The organism is Paenarthrobacter sp. UW852, assembly GCF_024608385.1.
Classification (GTDB): Bacteria; Actinomycetota; Actinomycetes; order Actinomycetales; family Micrococcaceae; genus Arthrobacter.
The window spans coordinates 149,696-164,627 of record NZ_JAMSGY010000002.1 but is presented as its reverse complement, the minus strand read 5'-3'; the positions used below and the strand labels follow the sequence as shown (position 1 = coordinate 164,627).

General features: G+C 63.9%; 13 protein-coding genes. 4 read left to right on the top strand and 9 right to left on the bottom strand.

Features of this window, described 5'->3' with window-relative positions; all coding sequences use genetic code 11:
• Nucleotides 1-70: 70 nt before the first annotated feature.
• On the top strand, nt 71-502 hold the full coding sequence (locus NEK97_RS03880; RefSeq protein ID WP_235519426.1) for a translesion error-prone DNA polymerase V autoproteolytic subunit: 432 nt from the start codon (nt 71-73) through the stop codon (nt 500-502).
• Here the strand turns inward: NEK97_RS03880 and NEK97_RS03875 are convergent.
• Nucleotides 499-1,512, bottom strand: coding sequence for a LacI family DNA-binding transcriptional regulator (locus NEK97_RS03875; RefSeq protein WP_255773981.1), 1,014 nt, complete (start codon nt 1,510-1,512; stop codon nt 499-501). The genes NEK97_RS03880 and NEK97_RS03875 overlap by 4 nt on opposite strands.
• Before the next feature lie 137 nt (nt 1,513-1,649).
• Between NEK97_RS03875 and NEK97_RS03870 the strand changes: the two genes are divergently transcribed.
• Nucleotides 1,650-3,116, top strand: coding sequence for a sugar porter family MFS transporter (locus NEK97_RS03870; protein WP_257368592.1), 1,467 nt, complete (start codon nt 1,650-1,652; stop codon nt 3,114-3,116).
• Nucleotides 3,117-3,243: 127 nt separating this feature from the next.
• Here the strand turns inward: NEK97_RS03870 and NEK97_RS03865 are convergent, their stop codons facing one another.
• From NEK97_RS03865 to NEK97_RS03850, 4 genes are read right to left on the bottom strand one after another with little or no spacing between them, the layout of a single operon-like run.
• On the bottom strand, nt 3,244-4,611 hold the full coding sequence (locus NEK97_RS03865; RefSeq protein ID WP_257368591.1) for an NAD(P)-binding domain-containing protein: 1,368 nt from the start codon (nt 4,609-4,611) through the stop codon (nt 3,244-3,246).
• Entirely contained in the window at nt 4,608-5,024 is a 417-nt protein-coding gene (locus NEK97_RS03860; protein WP_257368590.1) for an arsenate reductase ArsC, read from the bottom strand. Before NEK97_RS03860 ends, NEK97_RS03865 begins: the two co-directional genes overlap by 4 nt.
• On the bottom strand, nt 5,021-5,731 hold the full coding sequence (locus tag NEK97_RS03855; protein WP_257368589.1) for an aquaporin: 711 nt from the start codon (nt 5,729-5,731) through the stop codon (nt 5,021-5,023). The genes NEK97_RS03860 and NEK97_RS03855 overlap by 4 nt, the downstream gene beginning before the upstream one ends.
• On the bottom strand, nt 5,728-6,078 hold the full coding sequence (locus tag NEK97_RS03850) for a metalloregulator ArsR/SmtB family transcription factor (protein ID WP_235519438.1): 351 nt from the start codon (nt 6,076-6,078) through the stop codon (nt 5,728-5,730). Before NEK97_RS03850 ends, NEK97_RS03855 begins: the two co-directional genes overlap by 4 nt.
• Nucleotides 6,079-6,305: 227 nt before the next feature.
• Between NEK97_RS03850 and NEK97_RS03845 the strand changes: the two genes are divergently transcribed.
• The gene (locus NEK97_RS03845) at nt 6,306-7,604 is read left to right on the top strand and encodes a Y-family DNA polymerase (protein ID WP_257368588.1); all 1,299 of its coding nucleotides are present in this window, start codon (nt 6,306-6,308) and stop codon (nt 7,602-7,604) included.
• Between the two features lie 13 nt (nt 7,605-7,617).
• Here NEK97_RS03845 and NEK97_RS03840 read toward each other — a convergent pair whose 3' ends face one another.
• Genes NEK97_RS03840 through nirB form a run of 3 tightly spaced genes read right to left on the bottom strand, consistent with a single transcriptional unit; the run spans nt 7,618 to nt 12,462 of the window.
• On the bottom strand, nt 7,618-8,775 hold the full coding sequence (locus tag NEK97_RS03840; RefSeq protein ID WP_235519442.1) for a uroporphyrinogen-III synthase: 1,158 nt from the start codon (nt 8,773-8,775) through the stop codon (nt 7,618-7,620).
• A 12-nt stretch (nt 8,776-8,787) separates the two neighbouring features.
• Nucleotides 8,788-9,822 (bottom strand): uroporphyrinogen-III C-methyltransferase, encoded by a 1,035-nt coding sequence (gene cobA, locus NEK97_RS03835; protein ID WP_257368587.1) that lies wholly within the window; start codon nt 9,820-9,822, stop codon nt 8,788-8,790.
• A 9-nt stretch (nt 9,823-9,831) separates the two neighbouring features.
• Nucleotides 9,832-12,462 carry a nitrite reductase large subunit NirB gene (gene nirB, locus NEK97_RS03830; protein ID WP_235519447.1) on the bottom strand — a complete coding sequence of 877 codons (2,631 nt, stop codon included), beginning with the start codon at nt 12,460-12,462 and terminating at the stop codon, nt 9,832-9,834.
• Between the two features lie 282 nt (nt 12,463-12,744).
• Here nirB and nirD point away from each other — a divergent pair, with 282 nt between their 5' ends.
• Nucleotides 12,745-13,119: a nitrite reductase small subunit NirD gene (nirD, locus tag NEK97_RS03825; protein ID WP_257368585.1), complete on the top strand. Its 375-nt coding sequence runs from the start codon at nt 12,745-12,747 to the stop codon at nt 13,117-13,119.
• Nucleotides 13,120-13,123: 4 nt separating this feature from the next.
• Here nirD and NEK97_RS03820 read toward each other — a convergent pair whose 3' ends face one another.
• Nucleotides 13,124-14,869, bottom strand: coding sequence for a phospho-sugar mutase (locus NEK97_RS03820; protein WP_257368584.1), 1,746 nt, complete (start codon nt 14,867-14,869; stop codon nt 13,124-13,126).
• Nucleotides 14,870-14,932 lie beyond the last annotated feature (63 nt).

Here is a 14,932-nt window from a genome sequence, read left to right as displayed (position 1 = left end):
CCCAGGAGAAGAATGTCCCCCAACGGATGTACACTCGAGTATCGAACATATATTCGAATAAAGGTGTGTTGTGGGCGTTATCGTCGGCCCCCGCGTGATAAATGCGGGCTTTTCCCTGGCGTCGGTGCTGTTGGCTCCCGTCGCTGTTGCTGCGGGCTATCCCTCCCCGGCACAAGACTATTTTGACGGCCGGATCGACCTCAATGAGCACTTAATCAAGGACGTGACCAGCACGTACGTGGTGAGGGTTACCGGGCAGTCGATGGAGGGTGCCGGGATCAGCGACGGTGACGAGCTGATCGTGAACCGGGCGCTTGAACCGAAAGACGGGTCCGTCGTCGTTGCCGTGTTGGATGGCGAGTTGACCATCAAACGGCTCCGCATCACCTCAAGGGGCGTGGTGCTCCAGGCGGACAATCCTGCTTTCCCGGACATCACGGTGGCTGCGCTGTCGGAATTGACCATCTGGGGGGTGGCCACCACGTGCCTGCACCACGTTTAGCCGGTGCCCGGCGGTGCGGTGGAATTTCGGACCACCAGGCGCGGCGTGAGGCGGATGTCCGCTGTGGGCGCGTCAGGGTTGGCCAGGCGCTCGAGCGCCACGGAGCCGGCTCGGCGGCCCAATTCGAACGCCTGCAGGTCAACTGACGTGAGATCGATGCCGTGCAGTCGGGACGTCTTCGAATCGTCGTATCCCACCAGTGACAGATCCTGGGGGATGGACAGGTTCATTGCGTAAGCAGCTTCGCGGGCGCCAAGGGCGAGTTGGTCGTTGTGGGTGAAGATGGCGGTCGGCCGGTCTGCCAGGCCAAGCAGTTCCCATGCTGCCCGCTGCCCGGCCTCCTGTGTGAAGTCCTCCGCCGACAACGTCACCGGCGCGAACCCGGCGTCGAGCATGGTTTTCTCGTAGCTCTGCCGACGCGCGGTGTGTCCGTCGTAAATGGGGCCCGCCAGATGGGCGATCCGCCGGTGCCCGAGGCCAAGCAGATGTTCTGTCGCGGCGCGGGCACCGGTCACATCATCGGAGTACACACTGTCCACGCCGTCGACCGGGCGGGTCACGCTGACCAGCGGCACTACCCGGGCCAGTTCCTGCACCTGGTGGTCGGTGTCCAGGAGTGTCGCGGCGATGATGATCCCCACCCTGGCTTCAATCAGGGAGTCCAGTGCGCCCCGATCCACGCCGTCGACCGACCGGGAGACGCTCAGTATGAGCCTGTTGCCATCATGGGGGAGTGCTGTGCGGACGCCGCTAAGGATGTCTGCATAGACCTCGTTTCGGATATCCATCAAATAGAGTCCGACGGCGGAACGGTGCTTGCGTGCCAGATCGGCGGCCGCCGCGTTGGGCCGGTACCCGAGACGTTGGGCGGCCGCGAAGATGGCTTCCCTCGTCTCGTCGCTGACCCCGGGGGCTCCGCGAAAGGCGAATGACACCAGCGTCCTTGACACTCCGACTTCGCGGGCCACATCGCTCTGCGTCGCGGGACGATGCCATTGTTCAGGGGCCATGCCCTCCATCTTCCCATGGCGAATATGAGGCAATGTTCGCCATTTGTTAGTTTGACCTTACATTTAAGCCTTTCGCGCGTTAGTCTGTATCCAGAGCGGGTGGCTATGACCCGCACCACACTGACAAAGGAGTCCTGATGTCTGCTACGCAAATGCAGCGGGGAGGGGCCCGCGGCGTCGCGCTTCCCCCGCTGACCAATGGGCCACATCGAAAACGCCTTGGCCTGGTCGCACTGGTTGCCACGTTTGGTGGCCTGCTGTTCGGCTATGACACCGGCGTCATCAACGGCGCCCTGCGACCAATGACGGTCGACCTCGGCCTCACACCGTTGACCGAAGGCGTCGTCACCAGCTCGCTGCTGTTCGGGGCCGCGGCTGGAGCAGTTGGCGGTGGCCGGCTCTCCGATTCCTGGGGGCGCCGGAAGACCATCATTTTGCTGGCCGTGCTGTTCCTTAGCGGAACGATCGCCTGCGTTTTCGCCCCAAGTTTCGAGGTCATGGTCCTGGGGCGGGTCATTCTGGGCCTAGCCGTGGGTGGTGCATCAACGGTGGTCCCTGTGTTCCTGGCCGAGCTGGCACCCTACGAAATCCGCGGCTCCCTGGCGGGGCGCAATGAACTGATGATCGTCATCGGCCAACTCGCCGCCTTCGTCGTCAACGCCATCATTGGCAACGTCTGGGGTGAATTCGGCGGAGTGTGGCGGGTCATGCTCGCCGTCGCCGCGCTGCCCGCGATTGCCTTGTTCTTCGGGATGCTCAGGATGCCCGAGTCGCCTCGTTGGCTGATCTCCAAAGGGCGGTGGGAGGAAGCCCTTGCTGTCCTGAAGACCATTCGGTCCGTAGAGCGGGCAGAAGCTGAAATGGCCGATGTGAAGCACCTCGCCGACGAGGAACGGGCCTCCCGGGCCACGTCCTGGGCTGCACTGAAGGACAAGTGGATCCTGCGCATCATCCTGGTAGGCATCGGGCTGGGTGTGGCCCAGCAGCTGACCGGCATCAATTCGATCATGTACTACGGCCAGTCGGTGCTGGTGGAGGCCGGGTTCGATTCCAACGCGGCGCTGGTTGCCAACATTGCACCGGGCGTTATCGCGGTAGTTGGTGGCATCATCGCACTGACGCTCATGCAGCGGATCAACCGACGTACCACCTTGCTGCTCGGTTTCACGCTGACCACCGTGTGCCACTTCCTCATCGGTATTGCATCCATTGCATTACCTGTCGGAAACCCTGCGCGGCCCTTCGTGATCCTCTTCCTGGTGGTCGCCTTCGTTGGCTCCATGCAGACGTTCCTGAACATTGCTGTCTGGGTCATGCTGTCCGAGATCTTCCCGCTCCACGTCCGCGGATTCGCCATTGGGCTGTCGGTGTTCTGCCTGTGGATCGCCAACGCACTCCTGGGCCTTTTCTTCCCCACGTTGGTTGCGGGCGTGGGCATTACCGGCACCTTCTTCCTCTTTGGGGTGGTGGGCATCCTCGCGCTGATCTTCATCTACACCCAGGTGCCCGAAACCCGTGGCCGCACCCTGGAAGCGCTGGAGGAGGACGTCACCACGGGCGCCATCTACCTTGTACACAAGAAGGACACCGCGGGAGCCTCCTAGCTTCCGTGTTGGGTGCGGCGTTCGAGCAGGATGGTGTCCCTCCAAGGATCCGGCCGCCGGCCCATAGCTCATGAGTCCGATGCTTCGCCGGGTGCCTACGACCGTAAACCCGTGTCGTTGGTGCTGGTCATGGTGTGGCTGGTTCCCCGCTGCGGCCATGAACCAGACCGGTAGCGAAGCCAATCGTGACCGGGACAGGTTCTGGGGATCCGCAGCACGAATCCGCCGCGTCTTGCCCCTCTGCGGGAAGGCTGGTGGAGCAGACACCGGTTTCGGGCAGTTCAAGCTCCAGCGCGTCCGCTGCTGCGGTGTCGCCGGCGAGGGCGGCTGCAATGGAGCGCACTTGCTCGTAGCCGGTGGCCATGAGGAAGGTCGGTGCCCGGCCGTAGGACTTCATTCCTGCAAGGTAGAAGTCTTTCTCGGGGTGGGCGAGAAGCCTTGCGCCGTGGGGCGGGACGGTTCCGCAGCTGTGGAAGTCCGGATCGATCAACGGTCCCAAGGCTTTGGGGGCGTCGACCGCCGGGTCCAGGTCCAGCCGAAGTTCGGAAAGGATGCCCAGGTCCGGACGGAACCCGGTCGCCGGAATGACATGGTCCACCTCGATGAACCGGCCGTCCGCTGCGTGCACCACCACCGCGCCGGAATCGGTAGTTTCAATGCGGCGGGTGTTGAAGCTTGTCAGGAGCTGCACGCCCCCGGTCTCGACGGCGGTGCGCAGGCGGGTGCCAAGCTGGCCGCGGGCGGGGAGCTCGTCAGCGTTGCCGCCGCCGTAAGCCCTGTCAGGGGTGGAGGCGCGGATGGCCCACGCTACTTCGGTGCCGGGTTTGGTGCGTGCGAGGCGAGCGAGGTCCAGGACCATGTTCGCGGCCGAGTGGCCGGACCCGATGACGAGGGTCCGATGGCCAGCGAAACGGCCTTTCGTGACATCAGGCAGGGGCCCGGTGATGGTCCCGGTGGCGCGCGCTTCATTTTCCCCGGGAACGGAGAGCCCGCTGGAGCCAAGCGGTGCGGGGGTGTTCCAGGTTCCGGAGGCGTCGATGACGGCCCGCGCCACAACCTCGGCCGTATGGCCGTCGTCGTGCTGAACGTACAGGACGAAAGATGTCTGGTCGCGGCCGTGGCTGTGGCCCTTGTCCATCCCTTGCCGTGTAACGGCGATGACCTTGGAACCGGTATGGATCCTCTGCTCCAGGTCATGGGTTGCGGCCAAAGGTTCAAGATATTGGGTGACGATTTCGTGGCCGTAGGGCAGAGCGGTCGGGCGGGGTGCTTCCCATCCGGTGCGTTCCAGGAGGCGGACGGCTGCGGGATCGAGGTTGTATTTCCAGGTGGAGAAGACTCGGATGTGGCCCCACTCCTTGATGGCGGAACCGACGGTGGGGCCGGCTTCGATGACGAGGGGTTCGAGCCCGCGTTCGAGGAGGTGCGCCGCCGCGGCCAGACCGACCGGCCCGGCGCCGATCACCGCGACGGGCAGGGAGTCGTGCTCTGTCATTGCTGTGCTCCTGCCGGGGTGAGGGAGTCAATGAGTGCCTCGACCCGGGTTTTGATCTCGTCACGGATGGGCCGGACGGACTCGACGCCTTTGCCGGCGGGGTCTTCCAGGACCCAGTCTTCGTAGCGTTTGCCCGGGAAGTATGGGCATTCGTCCCCGCAGCCCATGGTGATGACTACGTCGGAGTCCTTGACGGCCTCGGTGGTGAGGATCTTGGGGATTTCGGCGGACATGTCGATCCCGATCTCGGCCATGGCCTCAACCGCTGCTGGGTTGACCTGATCGGCGGGTTGTGAACCAGCGGAGCGGACCTCGATCGCGCCCTGGCCAAGGGTGGTCAGGAAGGCCGCGGCCATCTGGGAGCGTCCTGCGTTGTGGACGCAGACGAACAAGACGGACGGTTTGACGCTCATGAGAGCACCTTTCGATCAGCCGCGGCATCAGCCGGGGAAACATCAGTGGTTTGGGGGTAGAGGAAGCGGACAAGGACCAGTCCGAAGGCGCCTCCGACCAGTTGGGCGGCGACGAAACCAGGGGCGGAAGCGGGCGCGATCCCCGAGAAGGTGTCGGTGAGGGTTCGGGCGATCGTGACCGACGGGTTGGCGAAGCTTGTGGAAGACGTGAACCAATACGCAGCGGTGATGTAACCCCCGACGGCGAAAGCCACCCGGTCGGCGCGTCCGGAACGGATGGTCCCGAACACGATGACCAGTAACCCGGCTGTGGCGATGACCTCTGCCAGCCAGAGACCAGGCCCGCTCCGTTCATGGGTGGAGAATGTGGCTGGCGCCAGGCCGAACATCATGTTCGCCGCGACCGTCCCGACCAGACCACCCACGATCTGCGCCGCAACCAAAAGAGCGGCAGTCCGGGTGTCGATCAGGCGGAGGAACCGTTCAACCAGGGTGACGATGGGGTTGAACGAGGCTGATACCGGCTGCAGGGCCAGGATCAACGCAACCAGGGCCGCGCCGGTGACGAGGCTGTTCTGCAGCAGCTGCAGTCCGACGTCGTTCGGTGACAGCCGGGAGGCCATCACGCCGGACCCGACCACGGCCATGACGAGGAACGCGGTCCCAATGAACTCCGCTCCGGTGCGGCGGACAAGCAAGGGGTTCACTGAGCCTGTCCACCGATCAGGGCCGCCAGGTTCTGCAGCGCTTCGGTGCGGGCCTTGTAGTAGACCCAGACGCCGCGCTTTTCCCGGTCCAGCAAACCTACTTCGTGCAGCACTTTGAGATGGTGGCTGATGGTCGGCTGCGACAACTCGAAGGCATCGTTCAGGTCGCAGACGCACGCTTCGCCGCCCTCATGGGAGGCCACCAATGACATCAGGCGTAACCTCACCGGATCGGCCAATGCCTTCAACAACGGCGCAACACCGTCTGCTTCTTTCTCCGACAGTGGTTCGCGCGCCAACGGCGAGCAGCAGGCGACGGTTTGAACCGGGGTCAATTCCAAAGACATAGACACATGTAAATATTTACACTCATCAATGTTCAAAGCAAGGACGGTCCGTGCCCCACTCGGCGCGCGGGAACGCCAGGATCCCCCACTGGCTTCGATTGCTCAGAGGAGCTTTCTTGTCTGTGGTCGACGCTACAGTTTAAGTATTCGAAAGTATGTTCGAATACTAGGCGTGTCCTGCGCGGGTTGCGTGGGCGTGCGTGATAGCGCGGATCAGGAGGAGATCGATGTCCAAGCCAGCAATCATGCATCGGATGCAGGAGATCGCCCACGTGGATATCAACTGCTTCTACGCATCGGCAGAACGGGCCTTCAATCCGGCGTTGGAAGGCCGGCCGCTCATAGTCCTCTCGAATAACGATGGCTGCGCCGTGACTCGGTCTCCGGAAGCCAAGAAGCTCGGCATCGGGTTGGGAGATCCGTGGTTCAAGCTTGCTCCGCGCGCCAAGGAATGGGGCTTGGTTGCCCTCTCAAGCAACTATGAGCTCTACGGCGACATCAGCTCGAGGGTCATGGAACTCCTTGCCCGCTTCTCGGCGTGGCAGGAGGTCTATTCCATCGATGAGGCATTCCTTGGCGTCAAAGGGCAGCCCGGGGAACTCCTGGAGTTGGGGCGCACCATCAAAATGGCCTGCCAAAAGCATGTGGGGGTTCCGGTGTGCGTGGGAATCGCCGGGACCAAGACCCTGGCCAAGCTGGCCAACAAGTGGGCCAAGCACAACCCCGCGTTCCAGGGGGTGTGCCGCTGGGACTCGATTCCCGAAGAGCAACGCGAAGCGCTTATGGCCAGGCTTTCAGTGATCGAGATCTGGGGCGTCGCCACGCGGCTCACCAAGCGCCTGAATGCCATGGGAATCTTCTCGATCCTGGACCTGGTCCGGGCCGACCCCATTGCCCTGCGCGACAAGTTTTCGATCGTCATGATGCGAACGGTCCTGGAACTCCAGGGCACCCCCTGCATTCCCATGGAAGAAGAAAGAATCGGCAGGGACCAGCTGATCTTCTCCCGTTCCTTTTCCACTCCCATCACCACGGCGGCCGGGATGCGGCAGGTGCTCAGCGTTTACGGGCAAATGGCCAGTGCCAGGTTGGCCAAGCATGATCTGCAGGCCAAACTCCTGACCGCCTTCGCCCAGACCTCCGTCTACAACCCGAATGACAGGTCTTTTCCCACTGTGAGCGTCAAGCTGCCAATGCCCACCTCGGACCCGGGCCTGCTCACCCGGGCGGCGCACGCCTTGGTGCCCAGGATCCAGGAAGGCGTGCGGTACGCCAAAGCCGGCATCATGGTCACGGACCTGCGGCCCAGTGGAAACCAGAAACCCTTGGCCATCTTCGAGAACCCGCACGAGGAACGGGGCATCGGCAGCCTCTTGGAAGAGGTCAGCAAAAAGTACGGACGCGGTTCCATCGGCTTGGGCCATGCGGGAATCAAGGGCGGGCCGGACTGGTCCATGAAAAGGGACATGCTCAGCCCCCGCTACACCACCCATTGGGACGAACTACCCCTGGTGAAGGCGGCGTAGCGTGTCGGAAAGCCTAGGCCCGCAACCGGTAGCCCCGTTTGACGACGGTCTCCACCAGCTTGCCGTCCGGGAGCGACGAGCGCAGCCTGCTGACCGTCATGTCCAAGGCGTGGACGGATCCCCGCAGGTCCAACAGGTCCGAGAGCGCTTCCCTGGACAGGACAGCCCCGCCAGCGCCGAGCAGCGCCCGCAGCAGCAGAAGGGGTGCAGGAGCCAAATCCACCACCTCACCGTTGACCCGCAAGCAGCGGCCCCGCAACTCGATCGTGGCGCTCTTTGTCTCCAACCGCCGGACGTGGTTCAAGGACAGGTGCTCTGTCACAAGGCGGATCAGCGCACCCATACGGTACCTGTCCGGAATCAGGGGGGTGAGCCCGGCGTCCACCAGTGGCTGCGCAGTGACGGGCCCAACAGCTGCGACCGTCACTGGTCCCTTGAGGGCTTCGATGAGGGACCGGTACAGACCCATTTCATGCGCAGTGCTCCACATGGCATCCACTGCAGGGGCGCTGGTGAACGTGAGGACATCCAGGTTCCCGCCAACCACGGCTTCGATCAGGCGCGGCAGTTTGTCTTCGCCATCGGGTTTGACCCAGCGGTACGGTGTCACGGTCAGCACGGTGGCGCCGGACATGCGGAGCCGTTCCAACTGGCGGACATCGGTGTATCCATGCAACTGCACGGCCACGGTCTTTCCCCGCACGCCTTCGGCCAACAGCATGTCCACCAGGGTTGCGGTGGTTTCGTCGCTGCTGATGCCGACGTCGGCAAGTCCAGCCGCGCGGACGGCACCGCGGGCTTTGGGCCCCCGGACAAACATGCGGCAGGCAGACAACGTTTCCAGGAGCTGTTCGCCGATGCCGAAGGAATCAGCGGCCTCGCACCAACGGCGCATACCGTAAGCGGTGGTGGCGATACAGATATCCGGCCGGGCAGCGATGATGGTCCGGGTGTCCTCGATGAGGACCATGTCTTCCTGCACGGGGGCGATCTTCAAAGCGGGGGCGTGCAGAACACTCGCCCCGCGACGCTCCAGTGCCTCGATGAGGTCACGGGAACGGCGGTGCGAGGTAACACCAATGCGGAATCCGTCCAGCGGAGCATCTGCGGCCTCGGATACTTCCGGAGCTGCGGTGGCTTCCTGGACTTCGATGGCACGTGCAACAGTCATGTGTTTTTACCTTCAGGCTTCAAGGAGCGAAGCCGCGAGTCGGCTCAGTTCGGCGGATGCTTCGGCGTGGTTCCGGTTGGCTTCAGCCACCCTGACCACCTCGCCGATGACCAGCACGGCAGGGTTACTGCAACCGGTGGCTGCTGTTTCGATCGTACCGAGTTCGGCGATGGTGGTGCGCTGCCCCGGACGGTACCCGCGTTCCACCACGGCCATCGGCATGTCCGGCCTCATCCCCGCCCGGCGAAGTCCCGCGGCAAGTTGGGGCAGGGTGCCTATGCCCATGAGGACCACGATCGTTCCTCCCAGACCGGCAAGATGGGTGTGCTCTTTCTCGGTCAGGGGAGCGTGGCCGGAGACAACCGTGAACATGTGGCTTACTTCGCGGTGCGTCACAGGAATCCCCGCTGCGGCCGGAACGGAGATGGCGCTGGTGACGCCGGAGATGACACGCACCGGCACGCCCGCCGCAACGCACGCCGCCACTTCTTCGCCGCCGCGTCCGAACACGTAGGGATCCCCACCCTTGAGCCTGACCACGTTTTGGCCAAGCAGGGCAGCTTCAACCATGAGCTTCTCGATGTCGCGCTGGGTGACCTTATGCAGGCCGGGCTGCTTCCCAACGTCCACCAGCTCGGCGGAGGTCAGGCCAGCCAACTCCTGGTAGGGCGCCAGCCGGTCATAGAACACCACGTCGGCGTCGCGCAGGGCCTCCACGGCGCCGACAGTGAGCAGGTCCAGGGCACCCGGACCACCGCCCACCAACGTGACGTTGCCTTCGGCGCCCGCGGCCGGCTCGAACGCTACTGGAATTCCGGCATCGCGGCAGCGTTCCACCAACGGAAGCCAGCCGGCTTCGCCGTCGTCCACCACTGCCACCAGGAACGGACGGTCCGGGAGCCGGCCATCACCTGGGATACCCTCGGGTGTGCTCAGCCGGGACACGTGGGCTCCGGCGTTCCGGTACCGGCGAACTGCTTGGCGGGCAGACTTTTCGGAGCCGGCAACCAGAACGTCGCGGCCGGTGAGATCAATGGTGAGCTGCATGGGGGACCCCTAGTTTTCTGCGTTGACGGTTTCGCTGCGGACCGGGATGGTGGAAGCGATGAGCACGCCGCCCTTTTCTTCGTTCGTGGCCGGACGGATCTGGCCACGCTCCGGAACGAAGGAGATGGACTCGTCCTTCTGGTCGGGGGCGTTGACGAAGGAACGGAACCTGCGGAGGCGCTCGGGATCCTTCAAGGTCTCGGCCCACTCGTCCTCGTAGGTGTCGATGTGTTTGGCCATGGCCGCTTCGAGCTCGTCGGCGATGCCCAGGGAATCGTGTACCACAACGTCCTCGACGTGCTTGATGTCGCCGTCGAGCTCTTCCTGCCACCGGGCAGTGCGCTGCAGGCGATCGGCGGTGCGGATGTAGTACATCAGGTAGCGGTCGATGTACTTCAGCAGCGTTTCATCATCCAGGTCCTTGGCGAGGAGCTTGGCGTGAGCCGGCGTGGCGCCTCCGTTCCCGCCCACGTAAAGGTTCCAGCCGTCGGCGGTCGCGATCACGCCGACGTCCTTGCCACGCGCTTCTGCACACTCGCGGGCGCAACCGGAAACGCCCATTTTCAACTTGTGCGGGCTGCGAAGACCGCGGTAGCGCAGCTCCAAAGCGATCGCCATGGCCACGGAATCCTGGACACCGAAGCGGCACCACGTGGAGCCGACACAGGACTTCACGGTACGCAGGCTCTTGCCGTAAGCCTGGCCCGATTCGAAGCCGGCATCAACCAGTTCCTTCCAGATGTCCGGCAGTTGCTCAAGGCGCGCACCGAACATATCGATGCGCTGGCCACCAGTGATCTTGGTGTAGAGGTTGTACTTCTCAGCCACCGCAGCAATGACGCCCAGGCCCTTGGGCGTAATCTCGCCGCCGGCGATGCGGGGAACCACCGAATAGGTCCCGTCCTTTTGCATGTTCGCCAGGGCACGGTCGTTGGTGTCCTGCAGGGAACCACGCCCGGCGTCCAGGACGTAGGCGGAGTGCTGGCTGGCCAGGATGGAGGCAATGGTCGGCTTGCAGATGTCGCAACCGGCGCCCGTGCCGTACTTGGCCATGATGTCTTCGAAGGACGTGAGCTCCAGGACACGGATGGCATCGAAGAGCTCCTGGCGGGAAAGGCTGATGTGCTCGCAGAGCGCCTTGGAGACCTCGATGCCGGACTTGGTCAGTTCGCCTTCCAGAAGCTTCTTCAGCATGGGAACGCAGGACCCACACTGGGTTCCGGCACGGGTGCAGCCCTTCAGCTCGCCGAGTTCTTGTACGGGAGCGTTGCCTTCGCAGGCGCCGCACCCATTAATGGCATCACGGATGGCACCGGCGGCCACGTTGTTGCAGGAGCAGAGGATGGCATCGTCCGGGAGTTCGGTTTCCGGGGCTTCTCCACCGCCGGCCGCGCTCAGGTAGGCGCCGGGTTCTGCAGGGAGTTCCCGGCCCAGGAGGGGGCGCAGGCTCATGTACGGGGAGGCGTCGCCCACGAAGATGCCGCCCAGAAGGGTCTTGGCATCGTCGGTGGTGACGATCTTCTGGTAAACACCGCGGGCGGGGTCGGCGTAAACGATTTCGAGGGAGTGCTCTGTCTTGGCGAAGGCGTCACCGAAGCTGGCCACGTCCACACCGGAGAGCTTGAGCTTGGTGGCCGTATCGAAACCGGGGAATGTGGCCTCTCCGCCGTGCAGACGGTCGGCAACAATCTCGGCCATGGTGTTGGCCGGAGCAACGAGGCCAAGGCACATGCCACCAAAGTTGGCTACTTCACCGATGGCCCAGATGCCGTCCACCTCGGTGGCGCAGAAATCGTTGATCACCACACCGCCACGCTGGCCCAGGCTGAAGAGTTGCTCTTCGCCCTCCGCAGCGCGGAAGAGATCATCGCGGGGCCTGACGCCGATGGCTACGATCACGATGTCGGCTGCGATGGTGCGGCCGTCGGCCATGAGGACTCCGGTGACATTACCGTCGTCGTCCGTAACCACCTCGGAGGGGAAGACGCCACCGTGGACCGTGAAGCCCTTGGCTTCGATGAGCCGGCCAAGGGCCTGTCCTGCGCCTTCGTCCAACTGGGTGTTCATGAGCCAGGGCGAGCCGTTGATGACAACCGGGGTAGCTCCCAGTTGTTCGGTGCCGGCTGCGGATTCAAGCCCCAGCAGGCCACCACCGATGGTGACGGCGTTGACTTTGCGTCCCAGCTTCTCCGTCAGCCCGGCTATGGCCTGGTTGATGGCCCATACGTCTTCGAGCGTCCGGTAAACGTGGGTATGCTCGGCGCCGGGGATGGGAAGACGGGCGGCATCCGAACCCGAGGCGACCACCAGATGGTCGTATTCGTACTTGTTGCCGGCAGCAGTGAGGACGCTCTTGGCCGCGGAGTCGATCTTGACGGCGCGCTCGCCGGTCTTGAGGGTGATTGCCGGGTGCTCCCACATGGAAGCGTCACCCAGGGTGAGGTCCACGCCGGTTTCGGTGAGCGCCTTACTCAATGCCACGCGGTCGTAGGGGAGGTGGGCCTCTTCGGTCAGCACCGTAACCTGCCAACCTTCAAGTCCGCGGTTGAACATGGCATCAACAAAGCGGTGCGCGGCGGGGCCGCCGCCGACGACGACGATGCGGCGCGGGTTCTCTGTACTTGAAGTGTGTCCGGTCACTGTGGGCCTTTCGCAGATGTTGCCAACGGATCTGTCGCAACTTGTGGTTCCAGCCTAGGGACGGGCAGTTTCGCTTCAGTTTCCCGTTTGTTTCGTGATCTTAACTTCTGCATCACGAGGACATTTCCTCGGGTGTGAGGTCTCTTTTACGAAGTGGACACAATCCGCGCCCCCTGATGAAACACCCGGGTTTTAGCGTGGAGGAGTGGCCGCAAGCGCGGCCCTGTCCGGGGGAGTGACGGCGGAGACTGCCAGCACCCGGACACAGTGAGAGGGGCTGACATGACCGTAATTCTGGACGTTACCGACATTCTTGAGCGTGACCTGCGCGCCGCAGCTACGTGGCAGCGTGTTTGCCCGGTGGACGAGCTCGAACTGGCCTGGGGCGAGGCTGCGTTGATCGGCGGTCGCCAGATTGCGCTGTTCCGTACCGCGCCCACCGAGGTCTTCGCTGTTGCCCAGCAGGACCCGGCGACCCTCGCGAACGTTATGGCGCGTGGCATCGTCGGGTCCAAGGGAAGCCGCCCGACCATCGCCTCGCCCCTGCACAAAGAGGTCTACGACCTCGAAACCGGTGAGTGCTTCACCAACCCCGACCTCCGCCTCGACGCTTTCCGCACCCGTTTGGTGGACGGCTTCATCGAGGTTGAGCTCTAGGAGTTTACAAGCCCAGCGCTTCGCGGACGTCCCCGAGGACCTCGTCCAAGGATGTCCGCGCTGCTTGGCGCGCAGCGGGAAGTTCCGCTGCGGATTCCACCGCCTGGATGACTTCCAGGTAGCACTTCAGCTTCGGTTCCGTACCACTGGGCCGGATGATCACGCGGGTGAGGTCGCGGGTCAGGTACAGCAGCCCGTCCGTGGGAGGCAGTGCATCGCTTCCTTCCGCCAGGTCAGTGAAGACCTCGACGGCGGAGCCCCCAAAAGCTTCGGGCGGGTTGACCCGCAAGCGGTTCATCATGGCGTCCAGCAGGCCCAGGTCCGCCACCCGAATGCTCAGCTGGTCACTCGCGTGCAGGCCGTGCACCAGGTAAAGATCGTCCAGTGTGTCGAAGATCGTCCGGCCCTCCGCTTTGGCAGCTGCCGCCAATTCAGCGATCAGCACTGCCGCCGAGATGCCGTCCTTGTCGCGCACCAGCCCAGGGGCCACACAGTAGCCCAGCGCCTCTTCGTACCCGTAGATGAGTCCTGGAACGCGTGAAATCCATTTGAAGCCCGTGAGCGTTTCCTCGTGCGCGTACCCCGCCGCAGCGGCAATACGTGAGAGCAGCCGCGAGGAAACGATCGAGTTGGCGAAGACCCCGGTGTGCGGCTCGTCGCCGGCGCTGGCGGTCAAACGCGCCACGACATGAGCGCCCAGAAGGGCACCTACCTCGTCGCCGCGCAGCATCCGCCAAGCCCCTGTGTCCGGGTCCAGGGCAGCAACCGCGGCCCGATCGGCGTCGGGATCGTTGGCCAGAACGATGTCCGCCCCTGATTCCGCGGCTGCCGCGAGAGCCAGGTCCAAGGCACCGGGTTCTTCCGGGTTGGGGAAGGCGACCGTGGGGAAGTCCGGGTCAGGCTCTGCCTGCTCGGCCACGAGGGTCACATCGGTGAATCCGGCTGCGTTCAGGACAGAAACGGCCGTTTCGCCGCCGACGCCGTGCATGGGGGTCAAAACAATTTTGAGGTCCCGGGCGGGGAAGTGTTCGCGGTCCACCAGGCTGGCCATGGCCGACTCGTAGTCGGATGCGATGGAGGTGGGCAGGACCGTCCAGCCGCCGTCGGCAAGTTCGATCGATTCCAATGCGCCCACTGCCTGGATCTTTTCCGCGATTTCAGCGTCGTAGGGGGCTACGATCTGGGAGCCGCGGCCGCTTTCGGACACGGCGTGCCGGCCAAGGTAGACCTTGTATCCGTTGTCCTGTGGCGGGTTGTGGCTGGCGGTGACCATCACGCCGCCGTCGCAATCGAGGTTCCTGACCGCGTAGGCGAGCAACGGCGTCGGAAGTGCCGCCGGCATGAGGAACGTTTCGATGCCTGCCGCGGTGAAGATCGCGGCGGTTTCCTGGGCAAAGATGTCCGAGTTGTAGCGTGCGTCGAAGCCGACGACGGCGCGGGGCCGAGTTCCGGGAGAAGCCGCCTCGACCGTTTCGGTGAGGAAGGCTGCCAAACCTGCTGCTGCCCGGCGCACCACCACGCGGTTCATCCGGTTGGGTCCGGGACCGAGGGCTGCGCGAAGGCCGGCAGTGCCGAATTGCAGGGTGCCGTTGAAGCTGTCGCCCAGTTCCTGGATTGCTGCGGCATCGCCGCTGCCGGCGAGTTCCATGAGCTCGGTGAGCTCGGCGGACGTTGCCGGGTCCGGGTCTTGGGAGGCCCACAGGCGGGCGTCGGTGATCAGCTGTTCAAAGGCGGCATCGTTGGATGTCATAGGGACAAAACTATCCTCAAATGGAGGAACAGGGCGCAACGAGGGGTGGGATAACGCCCTTAA

What these genes read in the sequence shown, in the direction of transcription:
- nirD (WP_257368585.1), top strand. Translation starts at nt 12,745, where the DNA reads ATGACCGTAATTCTGGACGTTACCGACATTCTTGAGCGTGACCTGCGC.
- NEK97_RS03820 (WP_257368584.1), bottom strand. Translation starts at nt 14,869, where the DNA reads ATGACATCCAACGATGCCGCCTTTGAACAGCTGATCACCGACGCCCGC.
- NEK97_RS03870 (WP_257368592.1), top strand. Translation starts at nt 1,650, where the DNA reads ATGTCTGCTACGCAAATGCAGCGGGGAGGGGCCCGCGGCGTCGCGCTT.
- NEK97_RS03845 (WP_257368588.1), top strand. Translation starts at nt 6,306, where the DNA reads ATGTCCAAGCCAGCAATCATGCATCGGATGCAGGAGATCGCCCACGTG.
- NEK97_RS03840 (WP_235519442.1), bottom strand. Translation starts at nt 8,775, where the DNA reads ATGACTGTTGCACGTGCCATCGAAGTCCAGGAAGCCACCGCAGCTCCG.
- NEK97_RS03875 (WP_255773981.1), bottom strand. Translation starts at nt 1,512, where the DNA reads ATGGCCCCTGAACAATGGCATCGTCCCGCGACGCAGAGCGATGTGGCC.
- NEK97_RS03850 (WP_235519438.1), bottom strand. Translation starts at nt 6,078, where the DNA reads ATGTCTTTGGAATTGACCCCGGTTCAAACCGTCGCCTGCTGCTCGCCG.
- cobA (WP_257368587.1), bottom strand. Translation starts at nt 9,822, where the DNA reads ATGCAGCTCACCATTGATCTCACCGGCCGCGACGTTCTGGTTGCCGGC.
- NEK97_RS03860 (WP_257368590.1), bottom strand. Translation starts at nt 5,024, where the DNA reads ATGAGCGTCAAACCGTCCGTCTTGTTCGTCTGCGTCCACAACGCAGGA.
- NEK97_RS03865 (WP_257368591.1), bottom strand. Translation starts at nt 4,611, where the DNA reads ATGACAGAGCACGACTCCCTGCCCGTCGCGGTGATCGGCGCCGGGCCG.